General features: G+C 26.9%; 18 protein-coding genes. 1 reads left to right on the top strand and 17 read right to left on the bottom strand.

Annotation, left to right across the window (positions count from 1 at the left end; all coding sequences use genetic code 11):
• Positions 1-17: 17 nt before the first annotated feature.
• The 7 genes from cmk to K5563_RS04090 are packed head-to-tail and all read right to left on the bottom strand — an operon-like array spanning position 18 to position 6,298.
• Entirely contained in the window at positions 18-563 is a 546-nt protein-coding gene (gene cmk / locus K5563_RS04120) for a (d)CMP kinase (protein WP_221037696.1), read from the bottom strand.
• A complete protein-coding gene (locus K5563_RS04115; RefSeq protein WP_221037695.1) occupies positions 560-1,426 on the bottom strand; it encodes a YicC/YloC family endoribonuclease in 867 nt (288 codons plus the stop codon). The genes cmk and K5563_RS04115 overlap by 4 nt, the downstream gene beginning before the upstream one ends.
• A gap of 12 nt (positions 1,427-1,438) precedes the next feature.
• Positions 1,439-2,848: a UDP-N-acetylmuramate--L-alanine ligase gene (gene murC, locus K5563_RS04110; RefSeq protein ID WP_221037694.1), complete on the bottom strand. Its 1,410-nt coding sequence runs from the start codon at positions 2,846-2,848 to the stop codon at positions 1,439-1,441.
• 12 nt (positions 2,849-2,860) lie between these two features.
• A complete protein-coding gene (locus K5563_RS04105; RefSeq protein ID WP_221037693.1) occupies positions 2,861-3,793 on the bottom strand; it encodes a hypothetical protein in 933 nt (310 codons plus the stop codon).
• Entirely contained in the window at positions 3,762-4,730 is a 969-nt protein-coding gene (locus tag K5563_RS04100; RefSeq protein ID WP_255571093.1) for an RluA family pseudouridine synthase, read from the bottom strand. Before K5563_RS04100 ends, K5563_RS04105 begins: the two co-directional genes overlap by 32 nt.
• Before the next feature lie 4 nt (positions 4,731-4,734).
• On the bottom strand, positions 4,735-6,159 hold the full coding sequence (locus K5563_RS04095) for a sodium/pantothenate symporter (protein WP_221037692.1): 1,425 nt from the start codon (positions 6,157-6,159) through the stop codon (positions 4,735-4,737).
• The gene (locus K5563_RS04090) at positions 6,152-6,298 is read right to left on the bottom strand and encodes a DUF997 family protein (protein WP_255571101.1); all 147 of its coding nucleotides are present in this window, start codon (positions 6,296-6,298) and stop codon (positions 6,152-6,154) included. The genes K5563_RS04095 and K5563_RS04090 overlap by 8 nt, the downstream gene beginning before the upstream one ends.
• 107 nt (positions 6,299-6,405) lie before the next feature.
• Here K5563_RS04090 and coaBC point away from each other — a divergent pair, with 107 nt between their 5' ends.
• A complete protein-coding gene (coaBC, locus tag K5563_RS04085) occupies positions 6,406-7,578 on the top strand; it encodes a bifunctional phosphopantothenoylcysteine decarboxylase/phosphopantothenate--cysteine ligase CoaBC (protein WP_221037690.1) in 1,173 nt (390 codons plus the stop codon).
• Here the strand turns inward: coaBC and K5563_RS04080 are convergent.
• From K5563_RS04080 to rbfA, 10 genes are all read right to left on the bottom strand, one after another.
• Positions 7,575-9,002, bottom strand: a complete 1,428-nt coding sequence (locus K5563_RS04080; protein ID WP_221037689.1) for a HEAT repeat domain-containing protein — start codon at positions 9,000-9,002, stop codon at positions 7,575-7,577. The two genes, coaBC and K5563_RS04080, sit on opposite strands and share 4 nt — an antisense overlap.
• The gene (murJ, locus tag K5563_RS04075; RefSeq protein WP_221037688.1) at positions 8,999-10,522 is read right to left on the bottom strand and encodes a murein biosynthesis integral membrane protein MurJ; all 1,524 of its coding nucleotides are present in this window, start codon (positions 10,520-10,522) and stop codon (positions 8,999-9,001) included. The genes K5563_RS04080 and murJ overlap by 4 nt, the downstream gene beginning before the upstream one ends.
• Positions 10,515-11,642 (bottom strand): tRNA guanosine(34) transglycosylase Tgt, encoded by a 1,128-nt coding sequence (gene tgt, locus K5563_RS04070; protein ID WP_221037687.1) that lies wholly within the window; start codon positions 11,640-11,642, stop codon positions 10,515-10,517. Before tgt ends, murJ begins: the two co-directional genes overlap by 8 nt.
• A gap of 18 nt (positions 11,643-11,660) precedes the next feature.
• Positions 11,661-12,734, bottom strand: a complete 1,074-nt coding sequence (locus tag K5563_RS04065; RefSeq protein ID WP_221037686.1) for an LptF/LptG family permease — start codon at positions 12,732-12,734, stop codon at positions 11,661-11,663.
• Positions 12,731-14,020, bottom strand: coding sequence for an LptF/LptG family permease (locus K5563_RS04060; protein ID WP_221037685.1), 1,290 nt, complete (start codon positions 14,018-14,020; stop codon positions 12,731-12,733). The genes K5563_RS04065 and K5563_RS04060 overlap by 4 nt, the downstream gene beginning before the upstream one ends.
• Positions 13,995-15,497, bottom strand: a complete 1,503-nt coding sequence (locus tag K5563_RS04055; protein WP_221037684.1) for a hypothetical protein — start codon at positions 15,495-15,497, stop codon at positions 13,995-13,997. The genes K5563_RS04060 and K5563_RS04055 overlap by 26 nt, the downstream gene beginning before the upstream one ends.
• Before the next feature lie 11 nt (positions 15,498-15,508).
• Positions 15,509-17,665, bottom strand: coding sequence for a polyribonucleotide nucleotidyltransferase (gene pnp, locus K5563_RS04050; protein ID WP_221037683.1), 2,157 nt, complete (start codon positions 17,663-17,665; stop codon positions 15,509-15,511).
• Positions 17,666-17,678: 13 nt separating this feature from the next.
• A complete protein-coding gene (rpsO, locus tag K5563_RS04045; RefSeq protein ID WP_221037682.1) occupies positions 17,679-17,945 on the bottom strand; it encodes a 30S ribosomal protein S15 in 267 nt (88 codons plus the stop codon).
• Positions 17,946-18,190: 245 nt separating this feature from the next.
• Positions 18,191-19,039, bottom strand: a complete 849-nt coding sequence (gene truB, locus K5563_RS04040) for a tRNA pseudouridine(55) synthase TruB (RefSeq protein ID WP_221037681.1) — start codon at positions 19,037-19,039, stop codon at positions 18,191-18,193.
• Between the two features lie 12 nt (positions 19,040-19,051).
• A complete protein-coding gene (rbfA, locus tag K5563_RS04035; protein WP_221037680.1) occupies positions 19,052-19,408 on the bottom strand; it encodes a 30S ribosome-binding factor RbfA in 357 nt (118 codons plus the stop codon).
• Positions 19,409-19,413: the final 5 nt, after the last annotated feature.

Below are 19,413 nucleotides of genomic sequence, written 5' to 3'. Positions count from 1 at the left end.
TTCAAACATCTCCTTAATTATTCATTTAATTTATATAAATTCCGTTTCTCTATTTCATCCTTTATTAATTCAAAAACTCCATTTGCAGATCTATTAGTCGTATCAACTATAAAATCAGCCACGTCCAAATAATGATCAACATTTATATTATATACAGATAAATATCTCTTTGAATCATTGGAATCCCTATTAAAAGTATTTTTTAAAATATCAGAATACATACCACCTTCTCTGTTTATTATTCTCTCTGCTCGAATTTCTATCTTCGCATAAAGATATATCTTTAAATCAGCATTCTTTGAAAGCCAAATTGCAAGACGAGATGCAAGAACTGTATTATCCTCTTTTGAAAGTTCTAATAACTTACTATCAAGATATTCATCCCAATAATAATCATTTCTACCTATTATTTCCTTTTCATAAAACTTATCAAAAGACATATCCTTTTCCCTGGCAATATCATGAAAAGTATAATTAATAAGTTTTAGTCCATAATATTTTGCAAGCATTCCACTAATAGTTGTATTGCCACAACCACTTTTGCTAGAAACAGCTATTCTCATTCAATATTCCTTACATGTTCTTTGATTTTCTCTAAATTTAATTTCATATTTAAAACCAGATTTCTAACATCAAGATCAATTGCTTTGCTACTCATTGTTGTAACTTCTCTATGCATTTCTTGAGTAATAAACTCCAAAACTTTGCCACATACTTCATTTTCAAGATTTTTATAAAAGTTATCTATATGTGAATACAATCTTACTATTTCCTCATTAATATCTAATCGAATTGCCATCTTAGCAGCCTCTTCTGCAATATTAATATCACTAAAATCATCTATTAATTTCGATAAATTTTCCTTTAAGCTTAAAAAAAGTTTATTATTTATACTATTTTGAGATTCTTTTAATATTTCTAAATCATTACGTATTAAAACAAGAATTGAAATTATATCTTCCTTAGTATTCTCTCCTTCAAAAATCCTACTCTTATCATAACTTAATAAAGTTTCTTCTAAAACATCTCTAAAAACATTATAAATCATTTCTTGATCAACATGACTTTCATCAAAAATTAAAGCACCTCTTAAGGACAAAAAATCACCAAAACTTAATTCATCTTTAATATTTAAATTACTATTTAATAAACTATCTCTAAGACGAGATATTGCATCAACATAATGAGGATTTAAACTAAAATGGATATTTGGAACTATTTCCTTATAACCCACACTTAAAAAAACATTTCCTCTTTTAATATAATTTGAAATTATATTTCTTATCTCAAGCTCATAAGCATATAAAATCTCAGGTAACTTAAATTTCAATTCCAAAAATTTACCATTATAAGACTTTAAATTAACACTAAACATATAATTTGAAATAATTTTTTCTAAATGAAAAAATCCTGTCATACTCTTCATTAAAAATACCTTTTACAAAAAATCATGCAAAACAAAATTATTACCAGCCCCCATTGTAATAAATAAATCATTTTCCTTTAATAGATCCTTTATAAAACTAACAGAATCCACTACTTCTTTAAAAAAATAAACATTTTGTTTTAAATTTTTAAGAGCTAAAAATAGTTCTCTAGAGAGTTCATCAGGATCACAATCTTCTCTTACCGAAAGATATATATTATGCAAAATTAATACATCAACATTACTTAAAGATTTAACAAAATCATTAAAAAGAACTTCTGTTCTTGTAAACGTATGTGGCATAAAATCTAAAATAATACGCCTATCCTTATAAAAATTCTTTAGCCCCAAAAGCGTATTTTCAATTTCCTTTGGATGATGAGCATAATCATCAAGATATATAACTCCATCTTTTTCCATGATAAATTCTACTCTTCTTTTTATACCCATATAATTTTTCGCTATTGTCTTTATTCGTTCATCAAAATCCCATATTAATCGTTTATTATTTTCTAAAAATAGTTTTAAAGCTAAAAGTGCTGCTGCAAAATTTAAAACATTATGCATTAAAGGAGTTCTTAACTTAATATCAACTCCTCTTAAAAAATCAAATTTTATAAACTCACCTATCACTTCGACACGTTCAATTTTAAAATCAGCCAAAGAACTAAAGCCAAAACTAAACACTTTAATATCTGTTCTTAAAATTTTATTTTTAATCTTAAGCAAATTAATTTCATCAGCATTAATTATTAATATACCATTTTGCTTTAAATTATTAATATATTTCAAGAAAACATCTTCAACAGCTTCATAACTTTCAAAAAAATCAACATGCTCATAATCAATATTAGTTAGAACAATCATGTTTGGTGAAAAGTGTAAAAAATGATTTCTATATTCACAAGTCTCTGCAATAAATATATTGCTTTGACCAACAATACTAGATTTACCTCCAAAATCTTTAACACTAGCACCTAATATCACATTAGGTTCAAGTCCTAAATTACTAAATAAAATACCTAAAAATGCTGTTGTAGTAGTTTTACCATGAGAACCTGCAACACCAATACTATAATACTTACTAGAAATTTTTCCAATAATCTCAGGATAAGATAATATAGGAATACCAAGTTCGCGTGCTTCTAATAAAACATTCAAATTATCCTTATCATAAGCTGGTGAATATATCAAAAGATCATAAGACCTATTACAATCCTTTAATGAGAACTCATAAATATTCTCATAGTAAGTTATACTATTACTATTTAATATATCTTCTGTATAAAATCTGCAAGGAACATCAACTCCTTCGACAAAATACCCATTATCATTTAAAAAACAGGCAAGTGAACAAAGCCCAGCACCCTTTATGCCCACTAAAAATACATTCTTTAAATTATCTAAGTCAACATCATACATTTTTATCCCGAATTACCTTTCTTTATGATCAAAAAATTTATGTATTACAATATCAATACTAGATATATTAATTACTGTATATTTTAATACATTTGCAATAATATAATTTCTAAGCATTTCTGCGTTATCAAATAAGTTATTCTCAAGTGGAACATCCAAAAAAAGCTTAAAAGAATAAGTACCCTGATTTTTTTTAATCTTCAAATTATAAACAATATAATCTTTATTGTATTCAGAAACACAATGTTCAATAATCTGTCTTACAGCATTTTTAGAAATAGATAAATTTCCCCCTTCTTCATGGAAATGAGGCTTGACAATAGAACGAATATAGTTTTTTCTCTTTGATAAAAACCACTTACTTTTAAAAAAAACTCGAATTGAATCCAATAATAAATTTGGTTTAACAGATGTTATCTCAAAAGCTGCTGCTGGAACAACATGTTCACCCATCTGTCTTGACATTCTTGCCCTTTCGATTTCTTTCTTAGTCGAAACATCTGTTATATAAATAATTTTAAAATAACTAGGTAAGCAAAGTCTAGACGTGATTTTATCTATCATACGAACACTTGTACCCAATATTAATATTTTACTGAAATTTTCTCTTTTAAGAGCCTCAACAACCTCATTTCTATGAACATCATCTTCAAAAATAGAACGCCTTATTGCATTAAATACATTATCCTCAAACTTAGCAGAATTTCCAGCAATAATCTTCATATTCTTTATTAAAAGACCATCATCAATAATCAAAGGAATGGAATACTTATCTGCTATTAAGTGAGACCTAAAACTTTTTCCAGTGCCAGCTACACCAACTAAAGAATAAACCTTAATCTTTTTAAACTTATTCTTAATAGAAATTGAGATGCACTTCACCACACCTAAAGCATTTTTAAATGCAAATTTATTAAATAAATCCCTCAAAATCATATACACCAAAAATGTTACTTATCTGCTTTAAAAAATCTGAACTAGGTTCAGCAAAAAACTCATTTCTTAAAAACAATGACTGGTTAAATTTTATCAAAAAAGAATGTAAAAAGTAATTGGTTCTTCTAAATTTAGAATCGTATTTTTTATCATTAATTAAGGCATGTCTATTAAAAGCACACTGAGCACGTATTTGATGTGTAAATCCTGTTTTAATGGACACTTCTGCAAGTGTTGCAAATTTAGAAAATAAAATTGGTTTAATATCAGTTATAGAATTACATTTATCTGTATCCTTAACAACAAAAGTTCTTCTTAAGACCCTATCACGACATAAAAAGTTTCTATAAGTTAAAGGTTTCTTAATCTCACCATCAAGTAAAGCTAAATACTTTTTAGTAACAAAACCATGCTTAAATGCATGACTTAAAAGTCTTGCAGAATCTATATTTTTTACAAAAATAATAAGCCCTGAGGTATTCCTATCAAGTCTATGCACAGCCGAGGGTTTAAAACTAAGAGACTTAAGATTTTCACTTACAAGATAAGCGCTAATTAAATTATCAAGCGAATATTTATCTCCATGCACCAGAACTCCTTTACGCTTATTAATTACAAGCAAATCTTCATCTTCATATATTATTCTTCCCTTTATATCTCTTAATACATCAGTTTCATCCATAACTGCAATTTTTTTTAAACTAAAACTTAAATTTTGTAATAAAGGCTTATATAAAAAAATTTCATCATCCTTAAAAACTCTATGAGAAAAAGAAACCTTTAAATTATTTAAAAGAATATCTCCATTTCTAATATGTTTGATTATTTTAGATTTAGGAAATTTTAAAAACTTTATTAAAACTGCATCAAGTCTTTTACCATCATCATTCTTAAGAACATTAATAACATTATATTTACCAAAACTTTTCATATATAAACCACACATAAAACTAAATTTTACTATATTTTTTACAAATAAAATTAACTATTAAAAATGAACATACAGAGATAAAAAGCGAAGGAATAACAGGATGAAAATGACAACCACTGCCTACTTCATTATAAAAAATGATGTTTAAATAACTGAAAAGTCCCAAAAATTGAGAAATAAAAGCTGCTATTTTACTTACAAAATTTAAATAAAGCCCAAAAACAATAATAGAAAAGAATGCAACTTCTAAAGCTCCAATTGCAAAAATATTTAAAAAAAGCAAAAAGTCATATGGTTTAAAAGATAAAGACACTATGATTAACATAAAAAAAACATTAGAAATAACAATAATTTTATTAATTCCAACCTTATCTCCAATTTTTTCACTTAATAACAATATTGATTTTACCCAAATGGAAGATAAAAAAAGAAAACCTGAATCTATTGTAGACATTATTGCTGATAAAAGACCTATAAAAAATAAAATTAAAATTCCAGGGTTTAATACCTTTAATGCTACATTTAAAATAACTTTATCGTTTGGTTCAAATTCAGGAAAAATGACAAGACAAAAAAAACCTATTAAATGCATAATGACAACCAAAAATCCTATTACAAAAGTAACAATAGGAAGAGAAAATCTAATAGCTCTCCTGTCTTTAAATGCTATAAAATTATTAACAAATTGTGGTAATCCTAATGCCCCAACTCCTATTAATATCCAAAAAGAAATTATATATTCAATTGTTAAATTCAAGTTTGATGGTAAAAATAATTCATTTTTAAGATTTAATTTGGCTGTTTTAAAGATATTACTAATTCCACCTCCTAAATCAGATAATTTAGAAAATAGTAGTATAGACGATATGAACATTAAAATTCCTTGTATTAAATCCATGTATGCTATCATCTTAAATCCTCCTAAGCAAACATATAAAAACACAGATAAAGAGAAGAAAATAAGAGCATCAGTGTAATTAATATTAAAAAAAACTTCTAAAAGTTTAGCACCACCCATAATCTGAGCTGATACTAAAAACAAGGAAAAGAAAATAATTACTAAACTACTAACAAGAGCTAAAAAGCGACTGCAATATCTATATCTAATATAATCAATAATATTTATCGCATTAATCTTTTTAGATACTAAATTTAATTTCTCACCAACAATAACAAATAAAATTAAACTTGTAGGAATTTGAATAACTGCTAAAAATATAAAAGATAATCCATATTTATAAACAGCCGAAGGTCCTGATATAAAACTACTAGCACTAATATAGCTAGAAGCCACAAGTAATGACATAATAAAAAAATTTAGACCTTTATTCGCAAGAAAATAATTATGCAAAAATAAAATTCCTTCTTTTTTTTTGCTAATAAAAAGGCCAAAAGTACAATATAAAATCAAAAAGATAAAAAATAAAAAAGAACTTTTAGTCATTTTTAAAAATGCTCACAAAAATACACACTAATAACAAACTGAAAATAGGCAAGAAAATACATGACAGCACAAACCACAGAGGAATATTAAATATCGCAATAGAAAAGTAAGACAAAAAATATGAAAAAAGCCACCACATAAATAAAAAAAAATATATTGCAATAACTGCAAAAAATACTTTAGTTATCAACCAAAACTCCTTTCAAAAATGTTAAATACAATTATATAATGTTATATAAAATAAAGATGAACAAACATAAAAATATATTAATAGGAATATGCGGAGGAATTGCAGCCTACAAGGCTGTTTATATCATCTCAAACTTAGTCAAAAGAGGATATAATGTCAAAGTCATAATGACGGATAATGCAACAAAATTTATTACCCCTCTAACATTAGAAACTATCTCTAAAAATAAAGTAATTAAAAGTTTGTGGAATACAACTCATGAAGAGATAGAGCATATAAACCTAGCAAGATGGGCAAACTTAATATTAATTATTCCAGCCACATACAATACTATTTCTAAAATAGCCTCAGGTATTGCTGATGATGCATTAAGCACAGTCATATCTGCAAGCACAGTTCCAGTCTATTTTGCAACAGCAATGAATAACATAATGTACCAAAATCCTATCTTAAAAGAAAACATTAAAAAATTAAAACAATATAATTACAAATTTATTGAACCTGATGAAGGATTTTTGGCATGCTCTTTAAACGCTATTGGGCGACTTAAAAATGAAAATGATATTTTAAATATAATATTAAACGAATTAAACCCAAAATTACCTTTAAAAGGTAAAAAAATACTTATAACTGCGTCTAGAACCGAAGAAGCATTAGATCCCATTCGTTACTTCTCAAATAAATCAACTGGTCAAATGGGCTTTAATTTAGGAATAGAAGCACGAGATCTTGGATCTGATGTAACAATAATTACAGGACCAAGCAATGAAAAAAATCCTTATGGAATAAACGTTATTAAAATCAAGACAGCATCAGAAATGTATAAAGAAGCAATAAATATATATCAAAAATTCGATATAATAATTGGTACTGCTGCTGTGGCAAACTTTAGGCCTGAGAAAATTTATGAGATTAAAATCAAAAAAAATATTATGAAAGATCTTCATATAAAGTTCATTCAAAATCCAGATATAATAAAATATATAGGTCAAAATAAAACTAAAAACCAAATTGTTATTGGATTTTGTGCTCAAGAAAACGAAACTTTAATAGAAAAGGCTAAAGAAAAATTAAAAACTAAACAATTAGATTATATCATTGCTAATGATTTAAAATATTTCGGATCAAACTTAAATAAAATTTATATAATAGACCAAAATAACGTTAGGGAACTGCCTGAAATGTCAAAAAAAGAAACTGCAAAGGAAATCTTAAAAATACTATATTAATAATTTTCTAAAAGTTTCCTTAAATATGTAGAATTAGTCGTTCTCTTGATCTCTTGAAGTCTACCTGAGAGTAAAGAAGATTTATTATAAGCAGCTCCCTTTACTGCAAGATTCATCAAATTAATATTTTGACTATTAATGATCTTAGAATAAAAATCATCAAAATTACCCTTTTTAGCTGAAAGAAGTATAGCAATACCTATAAGTACCTTTGAGGGTTTATTAATATTTTCCTTTTCTAAAAGTTTTAAAGCAATTGAAAGTGCAGAACTTACATCTTTATCTAAAAGATAGCCAAACATATTAAGTTTAAAGTCTCTCTCAAGGATAGAATCAAACATTATATCTTGTATTCCCTCATAACCAGAACCCATATCTATTAAAACTTTAGCAGATGCCTCTCTGACTTTCAAAGAAGGATCACTTTTAATCTTATAAGTTAAAATCTCTTTTGAAACAATATCGCCATGACCTTTAATAGCATTAACAGCACTAACTCTAATGTTCTCATCAGAATCTCTTAAAAAATCTTGCAATATCTCTTTTGATTTTGCAGATATATCTCTTGAAAGTGCTTCTAAAATGGCAGATTTAATATAATAATTGTTATTGCTACTTTGAAGATATAACCCAACATTTTGTGTTATTTTTTCAGGCGTAAAATATGATAATGCCCTAATTGCGGATGCCTTAATTGACGAATTTTCATAACTATCCATAGAAATTTCATAAAATCTATTCTCATAATCAACAGCACTAGATTTACCAAGAGCAATCAGTATTGCTGATTTAACTCCATCATCACCAGAATACCTATCATAAACATCCATCATATCTTTTGAATACTCAGGAGAAGAAAGCTCACCAAGATAATAAGCAGCAGCAGCAGCAACATTACCTGCTTTATTTTGAAGTATATTAATAAGTTTTTTCTTTAATGAATCCTTATCACTAAATTCCTTAAGATATAAAATTGATAAATTAATCAAATTATTGGGATATTTATTGATCTCATAATTATCAAGAATATAATTAGCAGTATCAACAGCCCCTGAATATTTAAGTGACAAGAATAAATCAAAAATTGATAATTTAAGATCAACATTAAAAGTTTTTTGTAACCGATTCTTAAGTAAAGAATTATATTCACCATCACCTGATTTTTTAAGACTATTAATAATTTCAATAACTTGAACATCAAGCCCATAAGAAATCACATCACTTACTCGCTTCAGATTTAAATTAGTATTGTCAAAATTAGGATTTTTCGTAACATCACTCTTAAAATAATTTTCATTTATGTTCTTATCATTTTCAGACCCAGACTGTTGAGACAATAAAAAGATAGTTGATAATTCTGGAGACTTAATAGCAAAAATATCAAAAATAATGAAAAAGAAAAAAATAAATTCTAAATTTTTCAAACGATCTCCTCTCTACCAATAAATTTAAAAACTTTATTAACACCAAGCATATAATAACAGGATATTAAAATAATAATATTACCAATACCTACAAAAGTTAATAAACAAAAATTACTAAAACTAAACCCTATATCCCACTTAAAGTTTTTAAAAAGAGTATAAAACAAATATAAAGGTATAAGGGAAATAAATGCTTTTATAAAGGCTATTAACGACATTACAAATTTTAGTTTCATTCCATTCTTTAATCCAACAAAATAAAAAATAATCACACATAAGGCAAAAGAAACTGATTGTGCGATAGGCAAAATATCTACCTTATAAAGGTTAATACCAAAAACTGAAATAGCAATATCAATAACAGCAAAAATAAGACTCAAGTAAAGCGGGATTTTTGAATTACAAATTGAAAAATAATATTTCTGAAAAAACCCAAAAATGGAAGAAAATGGTAATCCAATTAAAAAATACTGCAACACATTAACGGTCCTTTGCGTATCATATACAGAAAATTTACCGCCTGTAAGCAATAAATTTAAAATAGGACCAGCCCAAATATATAATAAAAATGAAATAGGAACCAAAATAAAAATTAAAATATCAATTCCCTGATTTAAAATCATATTTAATCCCTTTTTATTTCCCATAGAAGCATATTCGGTCATTTTAGGAAAAATAACTGTAGAAATAGATACATAAAAAATTCCAACAGGAAGCTGATAATAAACAATTGCATTACTTAAAACAGAAACACTCCCAATATCTAGGGTTGATGCTAATGCAAAAGAAATTTGCTGAGTAGCAATTGAAACCAAAGCCGATAAAATCATATGTAACCATCGTTTCAAAAACCTTAAAAATGCAGGATTATTAAAATTAAATATTGGTTTATATACAATGCCAATATAAATACAATTTATAATCTGGACTACAAACTGCAAAATTCCACCAACAATCACACCAATAACAGCACTATATATTCCATATTGATTATAAAATAGATATATACTTAATATCACACTAAAAGAGAGCATAACTGGAGAAAAAGATGGAATAAAAAAAATCTTATAAGCATTTAAAACCGATGCAAATACTGAAGTTAAGCTTATAAGCAATATATAAAGTACTAAATAATTAAACATATAACTCGCTGATTCTAAATGACTGCCTCTATAAGAAGATATAAAATATATAACTTGTTTAGAAAAAAAAATCATAACTAAAATACCAAAGCTAATACTTATAACATTAAAAGTAATAACCTGCCTAAAAAAATCAATAGCATGCTTATTAGATTTATTTTTTTCATAAATAAATTCAGGCATAAAAGCCGATGTCATTGCACCTTCTGAAAGAATCTTCCTCAAATTATTTGGAATATTAAAAACATAATTAAAAATATCTGATTCAAGATTTGCCCCAAAATAATAAGAAAATACCTTTACCTTAATAAAACCCATTATACGAGAAAAAAAAATTGAAACCATTACAATAATTGTTGAAAAAATATCTTTACTCATTAAAATTACCTTCATCATACTTGTTTAAATAAAGCTTTTTAAATTTTGCAAAATCATCATTCATAATTGCATTTCGGGCTCTCTCAATAAGTCTAAACATATAATAAATATTATGCTCACTAGCCAACATAATTCCAAAAATTTCTCCTGATTTAATTAGATGTCTTAAATACCCTCTTGAATATCTTGTACACAAAGTGCAAAAACAACCTTGCTCAACAGGAGAAGTATCAACAGCAAATTCAGCCCTCTTAATACGCAATATTCCATTATCGGTTAAAAGTGAACCATGCCTAGCAATTCTGGTAGGATTAACACAATCAAAAATATCAACACCATAATATATTGCTTCTAATATATAGTGTGGAGTACCAATCCCCATAACATACTTTGGCTTATTTTTAGGTATTAATGAAGAATTATATTCAAGAATTTCTAAATATTTATCTCTTGGTTCTCCAACAGAAATACCACCAATGGCTACACCAGGACTATCTAATCCCACAATATCCTCAGTACTTCTTTTTCTCAAATCTTTAAAAAAATTACCTTGGGTTATTAAGAATAAAAGACCATTATATCCCTCTTTCCGATTTTTATAAGCACTCAATGTACGACGAGCCCAAGAGGTTGTAATATTTGTATATAAACTTGCCTCACTATAATCAATACCGTAAGAACTACAAATATCAAGCGCCATAATAATATCACTTTCAAAAATTTCTTGCATCTTAAAAACACTCTCAGGTGTAAAATAATGCTTAGAACCATCAATATGAGATTTAAAATTTATTCCACCAGTCTCAATTTTTCTAAAATTAGATAAAGAAAAAACCTGAAATCCCCCAGAATCCGTCAATAAATTTTTCTTCCAAGATGTAAAATTATGCAAACTTCCATATTCTTTAATTACATTAATACCAGGCCTTAAATAAAGATGATAAGTATTTGCAAGTATTAAATTACATCCTAATTGATTAAGGACATCATGCTTTAAACCTTTCATAGCACCTAAAGTACCAACCGGCATAAAACATGGGGTTTTTACCTTGCCATGAGGAAGTTCCAATATGCCAAGCCTTGCATAAGAATTTTTATCATTTTTAATTATATTAAACATATACTTCCTAAATACCCACTACTTATATACAAGATTATAAATAACAAAATTAATAATAATAAACAAAACAGTGGGTAATAAACTTGCAATTGCTATAGGCAGATAGCCAAGATCAGCTAAAAAGTTAAAAATTGTTATTGCAATAACATATACAACTGCAAATGCAATACTATTTAGTAAACTCCATATAAAAATATTTTTTTTCAAAGCAAGACTTACAAAAACCACAGTAAAACTAAGAAGTATGAGTCTAAATGAAAAAAATATCCTATTTAGCAAATCAAATAAAGCTTCAGAATAATCTAAATTTTCTCTCTTAAGATCCCAAATCCAATTAATAAGCTTTGAAAAATTCAATGTTTTTGAAGAAAGCATAATTACTTTAATATACTCAGGATCTAAATTAATAATCCCGCTTCCATCAAGAACCTCATAGAATTTTTCTATAACGTCGCGCTCCACCTTCGAAAACTCTCTTATACCATAAAGTTGCCATTTATTATCAATCCATTCTGCCTTATTTATATCATACCGTTTTTTAAAATTATCATCTTGATCTTTTAATATAATCATTAATTTTGAAATAGTCTTATTCTTAATATCATAACTCCTAAGATTATAAATTTCTCTTGCAAAATCCTTAATGATTATATTTTTATCATCATTAACACTATTACTACTACCAATACTTTTTTTAAGAAAAATATCCCTTTTAGTAACAGTATCTACAACTAAATAATTATCAAAAAAAAATAGTATTATTGAAATCAAAATACTAATTATAATTATTGAAATTAGTATCCTAAAAATAGAAATACCACAACTAAAAAGCCCTATCATTTCATTTCTCATGGAAAGATTACCAATAAGATTAGAAATAGCAAAAAGAAAAGATAAAGCCAAACCATCTGAAAAAGATTTTGGCAAATAAAGATAATAAATATAAATGATATCATTAATACTAAGATTGTTATCAATATAATTAAAAATATTGGTAAACAAATCGAAAAGCACAAGCAATATCACGAAGAATAAATTCATAACCAAAAAAGTCGATAATATATTACTTATAAAAAGCTTATCTACTCTCATTTTTTTAAAAGTCTAAAAAAGAGTATTAAACCCATAAAAATTAACAATAAATTTGGCAAAACAGTTACAATAAAAGGGTTTGCAGCATTCTGCACAGTATACACTTTTCCACCAATAAACATCGTCCAATAGAAAACGCAAATAAGAATTGAAATCACAAGTTCAAGAATAATGGAATATTTTTTATTTGAATACATACCCATACCAAAAGCTAAAAAAATAAAAAATAAAACAGACAATGGTAAACTAATTTTTTGATAAAATTCAAGATAAAAAAGAGCATGGTTTTTCTGCATAATTAGATCTTCATAAGGAGTATAATTTAAATTTAATTCATACAAATAATGTAAATTTTCAAGAACAGAATCTTCATTAAAAAAGTTGTTCTTATCATATAAATAATTTAAATAAGTATTTGTAAGATTTAAACTCAAAAAGTCTTCCTCTAAATTATTTTTGATATTTAAATCTTTGACTAAATTATTTTGTTTAACAATAAGTTTCATAACATCTCTTATACTCATTTGCGATGGAGTAACACTACTTAATAACCAATTATCACTAAAAGTAACTTGCTCAATTGAATATTTCATCCGATCAGCATAAAAATAATCATAAAATCCACTCTGATCTTCTGTTAAAGCGATCGATAAAACGTCATTTAAAATGAAATACACTTGATAGCTTTCTTTTTTAATATTAAGTTCCTTTGCCATAAATATTCTATCATAACCTTTAAGTCTAGTATTATCAAAGAAAGTAACATTTTTATATCCAGTATCAGATTTTTCTCCTGATACAAATATCAAATCTCCATACTGTTTGCTTGAATAAGGTTTTAATATCAAATGGGGCACTTCTTCTTTTATTTCATTAAAAATTTTCAATCTACCAATAGAACCAAGAGGGAGCAAAAAATCATTTGCAATAAAAGAAATCAATGCAATAACTAGACCTAATTTTAAAAATGGCAATAATAAATCAAAAACAGATAGTCCAATTGATCTAAAAGCTAATATTTCATTATGAAGTTTAAACCTATAAATAGTAAGCACAACTGAAAGCAAAGCTGCAAATGGAGGTGAAAGGTTAATAACCATAGGAAGCGAATATATAACAAAAGTAAAAGCTTTGAAAAATGGAACATAGTTTTGAAGCAATACCCTCATAAAAAAAAGTATTTGATTGACGAAAAACACAAAGAAAAAAAATAAAAAAGTAATTAAAAAATACTTACAAAATTCAAGAACTATATAAACTTCATAATTGTTTTTTAATAATTTCATTTACAAAAACCAAACCATTATTTAAAGTCCCAATCAAAACATAATCCTTAAAATTTAAAACTTTGATTAAATTTAAACTAAGAAGTCCATCACGAGGGCCTAAATAATCCCAACTATTATTTACTGTATCGTAAATTAATAAACCATGCTCAAAAGTTGCAAATAACAATTTATTATCTCTAATCTCCATATCTAGAAAATACCCAATACTAGGATCATTATTAACAATACACTTTACATATGTATCATTGTCTAAATTTAACCTAAAAAGACCACCGCCATAAGTCCCAACATAATAATCACTATTATGTTCTTTTATAAAATTAATATTTCTCTCACTATCTAACTTGCTAAAAAAATTTAAATGTTTAACATCATTAAAATCAGTTATAGCAACACTATAAATACTTTTATCCATTGTCCCGACTAACAATAAATTTTTATGTTCATCTAAATAAAGTGATGAAATTTTCTTAGAACCAAGTTTAATATAAGTCCATTCACCCATATCAGAATAAAACCATAGTCCAGAATCTAGAGTACCAATAAAAATTCCATTCTTAGCACTTATCAAAACTTGCACACTATTTAAATTCACATTTAAAGGTATTTTAACTTTCTTAACTAAACCTTGAAAATTATCAATATAATAAAGAGCATCATTTCCACCAATATATATAACATTATTATGCTCTGCAAAACCCTTAAGACCATTTAAAACGATACTTTTTTTGTCTTTAATATAAACTTTATATTCATTAGTCTCAATGTTATATCTTAAAAGACCACCAAATATATTAGAAATAAAAATATTATTTCCAGAAATAAACATATCAAAAATACTATTATCCAAAAATCCTAATGTCTTTAAATTTAAATAATTGATCCCAAACTTATTATTTAAGAAATAATAAATTCCTAAATCATAGTCTGATTCAAGAGACAATCTATCAACACAACTTAATGCAGATATAGCACCAATCTTATCTTTAATAAAATATTTTAATTCAGCAACCCGAAGACTAGCATGAGAATATTTATAATATTTTAAAAAATTATCGAAATTATATTCAGAGAGATCATAAGCACCAACACTATAATTCACATAACCAAAAAATAAATTCGCCTTTGCAACTAATTCTTTATCATAATTTTTATCATCGCTTACTATTTTATTTAAATAGTAACTAGTCATACCAATATTTTTCTGAGCATAACTCTCTCTAGCCATTTTAAAATAAGAATTATTTTCTTTTAAAAAAGCATCACTTAAAAAAAAGAACTCGTTATCTTGAAGCCCCGATAAATAACTCCTTTTGTTTACATCTAGATCATCAACATTTGTTCTATCAATATCATCAATCAAATTAAAATGTAAATTAGTATCTTGATTAGTCAAACATGAAATTAATAAAAATAAGCTTGAACAAATAAACCTATTTTTTACAATGCTATTTAAAAGTTCAATTAAATTCATAATATCAATTATTAATCTCTAACAAATTCAAGCTCAATCTTACCAAACTTATCGATATCAGATATTCTAACCTTTATTTTTTGTCCTTCTTCTAATCTTGGAGGACGAATACCAAATGTAGTTTTATTATCTCTACTACCATATCTAGAATATCTATTATTGCCATACCTAGAATTTCTAACATCACTGTATCTATCATCTTTTAATTTTGCTCGATTACTCAAAAATCCTTCTTTTATAGGAGTAAGCTCAACGAAAGCTCCAAAACTGTTAATCTTTTTAACAATTCCTTCATAAATTTCACCAACCTTAGGTTCTCTAACAATACTCTCTATCCTTTCTTTAGCTTTTTGCATTTTTAAGCTATCAGTTCCAAAAAGATTAATTCTTCCATCTTGCTCAATTTGCACTCTAACTTCAAATTCATCTGTAATTGCTTTAACTGTTTTACCAGTAGAGCCAATAACAAGCGAAATTTTATCAATATCAATTTGTAATTGAATAATTTTTGGAGCATTAACAGATATATCATACCTTGATCTTGAAATTACAGAATCCATAATAGAGAGAATATGCATTCTCCCAATTCGTGCCTGTTCAAGAGCTTCCTTCATTAAATGCCTTGTAACATTTGAAATCTTAATATCCATCTGAAAACCAGTAATTCCATTCTTAGTTCCTGCTACCTTAAAGTCCATATCCCCTAAATGATCCTCTTCTCCAAGAATATCACTTAAAACAACATACTTATCACCCTCACTAACAAGTCCCATTGCTATTCCTGCAACTTGCTCCTTAACAGGAACCCCCGCTGCCATTAAAGACATACTCCCAGAACATACTGTGGCCATGGAAGATGAACCATTGGACTCTAAAACTTCAGATACTACCCTAATAGTATATGGGAAATTATCTTTTTTAGGTAACATAGCTTCTAAAGACCTCTGAGCCAAATGCCCATGTCCAATTTCACGTCTTCCAGTCATCAGCCTACCTGTCTCTCCAACAGAAAATGGAGGAAAATTATAATGAAGCATAAAATTAAGACGCTTATCGCCATCAATATCATCCATTATCTGTTCATCAATGCTTGTACCCAAAGTAGTTACAGCTAATGCTTGAGTTTCACCTCTTGTAAAAAGAGCAGAACCATGGGTTCGCTTTAAGAGATCAATTTCAGCAACAATATTTCTTATTTGTGTAGGAGTACGTCCATCAGTTCTAAGATTATCTTCAAGTATTGATTTTCTAACAATTTCTTGCTCAAATCCATCAAAAGCCTTATAAAAAAGAAACTCATTCTCTTCATTTACTTGATTGAGAGAAGAAAAATGTTCATAGGCCTTAGTTTTAACTAACTTTATAGCTCGATCTCGATTAAGCTTACCCTTAACAAAGCAAGCATCTCTAAGTTCAGAATAAATTAAACTCTTAAGTTCATCCTTAAATTCAAATACTCTTTCCTCATAAGCAAGTGGTAATTTTTCTTTATTCTGCATTATAGACATAAATTCCTTTTGGAGATTACAAATTTGTTTAATATATTCATAAGCTTGATCTATAGCGGACAGTAAAATTTCTTCGCTAACTTCATTAGCACCACCTTCAACCATTGTAATCCCGTCCAAACTCCCAGCAACAACAATATCAAGCATAGAATCTTCAATTTCACTAAAAGAAGGATTTACTATAAATTCATTATTTAAGTAAGCTATTCTAACAGCCGCAATTGGACCATTAAAAGGTATATCTGATAAAAAAACTGATGCAAAAGCAGCATTCATCCCAACAATATCAGGAGGATTCATCTGATCCGTAGATAAAGTAGTAGGCACAACCTGAATTTCCCTACCAAATCTCTTATCAAAAAGGGGTCTCATGGGTCTATCTATTAACCTAGAAACAAGTACTTCTTTATCTTTTGGTTTACCTTCTCTCTTAATAAACCCTCCAGGAATTTTCCCAGCAGCATAATACTTCTCATTATATTCAACTGATAAAGGGACAAAATCTAAATCTTCACGAACTAAATCTGAACAACAAACCGTAGCAAGAACAGTAGAACCACCATAAGTAGCAAGAACTGCGCCATTTGCTTGTTTGGCCAATAAACCCGTCTCTAAAATCAAGTCTTCCCTTCCTATTTTCAACTTTAAAACTTTTTTCAAAATTAACCCCTTATTACTTTCTAAGTCCAAGTTTAGCTATCAAGGTTCTATAAGCTTCCAAATTTTTTCTCTGATAATATCTTAAAAGGCTTCTTCTCTGTCCAACCAACTTCAATAAACCCCTCTTAGAACTATGATCTTTTTTATTATTCTTCAAATGCTCTGTTAAATACTTTATTCTACCTGTAATCAATGCTATTTGAACTTCAACCGAACCTGTATCATTCGGATTTTTTCCAAATTCTGTAATTATTTTTTGTTTTTGTTCTTTATTAACCATAAAATACGACTCCATATACCATCATAGCAAAGCCTAAAAAAAACCATTTTGCTATAATTAAATCTTCACAGTAAATTATAATATTTTTTCATTCAAATAACAAAAATAAACCAAAGACTTTTTCCAAGTTATACAAACTACCAATTAAATAAATTAATCAATTATTAATTGATTAATTTATTTAAATACTTCCTTATAGCCCAATTTCCTATTTTATTGCCTTGTTGCAAAATTAATATTAATTATCAAAAAATAATAATATATTTGTATTTATTAAAACCAATGCCATAAATTAATGCTAACATCTCTTCATCTCTAGACTTAAAAAGCTTAAATTCACCAACATTAATAAGAATATTTATATAAATACCATTTTGAATAACCTTAATCATATTATTATTAACATAAATTTTTTCAAAAAATCCTAAAGATTCTAAACTGATTAAAGAATTTACATTACAATCCTCACAAAAGCAAGCACTATCCAATTTAAAATCTCCAACTCTAATTCTCTCAAGACTCTTCACATAAGCAAAAGATCCTAAAGAAAGTGCCAAATCTCTTGCTATACTTCTAATATATGTTCCTTTAGAACATTTTATTCTTAATTTCAAAATACGAAAATCAATATTATAGTTTAGGATTTCAATATCATATATTTTAATCTTTCGAGGTTTAAGTTCAAAAGATTCTCTACCAAGAGCCAACTTATAAGCTCTTTTTCCCTCAAAATGCACTGCAGAAAATTTAGGAGGAATTTGATAAATTTCCCCTAAAAAAGATTTAATTCCACGATTTAATTCTTCTAAACTTGGAACATAATCTGTTGTATTTAATACTCTACCATTAGGATCAAGAGTATCAGTTTCAATTCCAAATTCAAATTCTGATACATACTCTTTATCTAAAAATGTAATATAACTTGAAAGTTTAGTATATTTACCAACAAGAACAACTAAAAGACCACTTGCAAATTTATCAAGAGTCCCAGTATGTCCAACTCGACTTGTAGAGAAATATTTTTTTAAAGGTAACAGCGTGCTACAAGACGTTATGCCAGCTTTCTTATTTAATAAAACAATTCCATCCATCACACTCTATTGTTATTAACCACCAAAACCTAAATTTTCAATTACTTTATTAACATAAAAGGCCTTAGAAATAGTATCATCTCTTAAAAAATTCAATTTTGGAGTATTCCTAACCCTAATACGTTTAACAATCTCTCTTTGAATGAATCCTTTAGCATTATTTAATGCTTTAATAGCATTATCAAGAGATGCACCTTCTTTAATAGAACAAATAAATACTTTAGCATTTATTAAATCTTTTGAAACTTCCACTCTTGCAACAGTTAAAAATTCATGTACCCTAGGATCTTTAATTCCTTTTGTTACTATCAAATTACCAATCTCTTGAACTAATAAACTTTCAAGTTTTGATTTTCTTATTTCTCTTTCCATAAATA

The sequence above is a fragment of the Borrelia sp. HM genome (assembly GCF_019669085.1).
Lineage (GTDB): Bacteria > Spirochaetota > Spirochaetia > Borreliales > Borreliaceae > Borrelia.
This window is presented reverse-complemented; position numbering and strand designations above follow the sequence as displayed.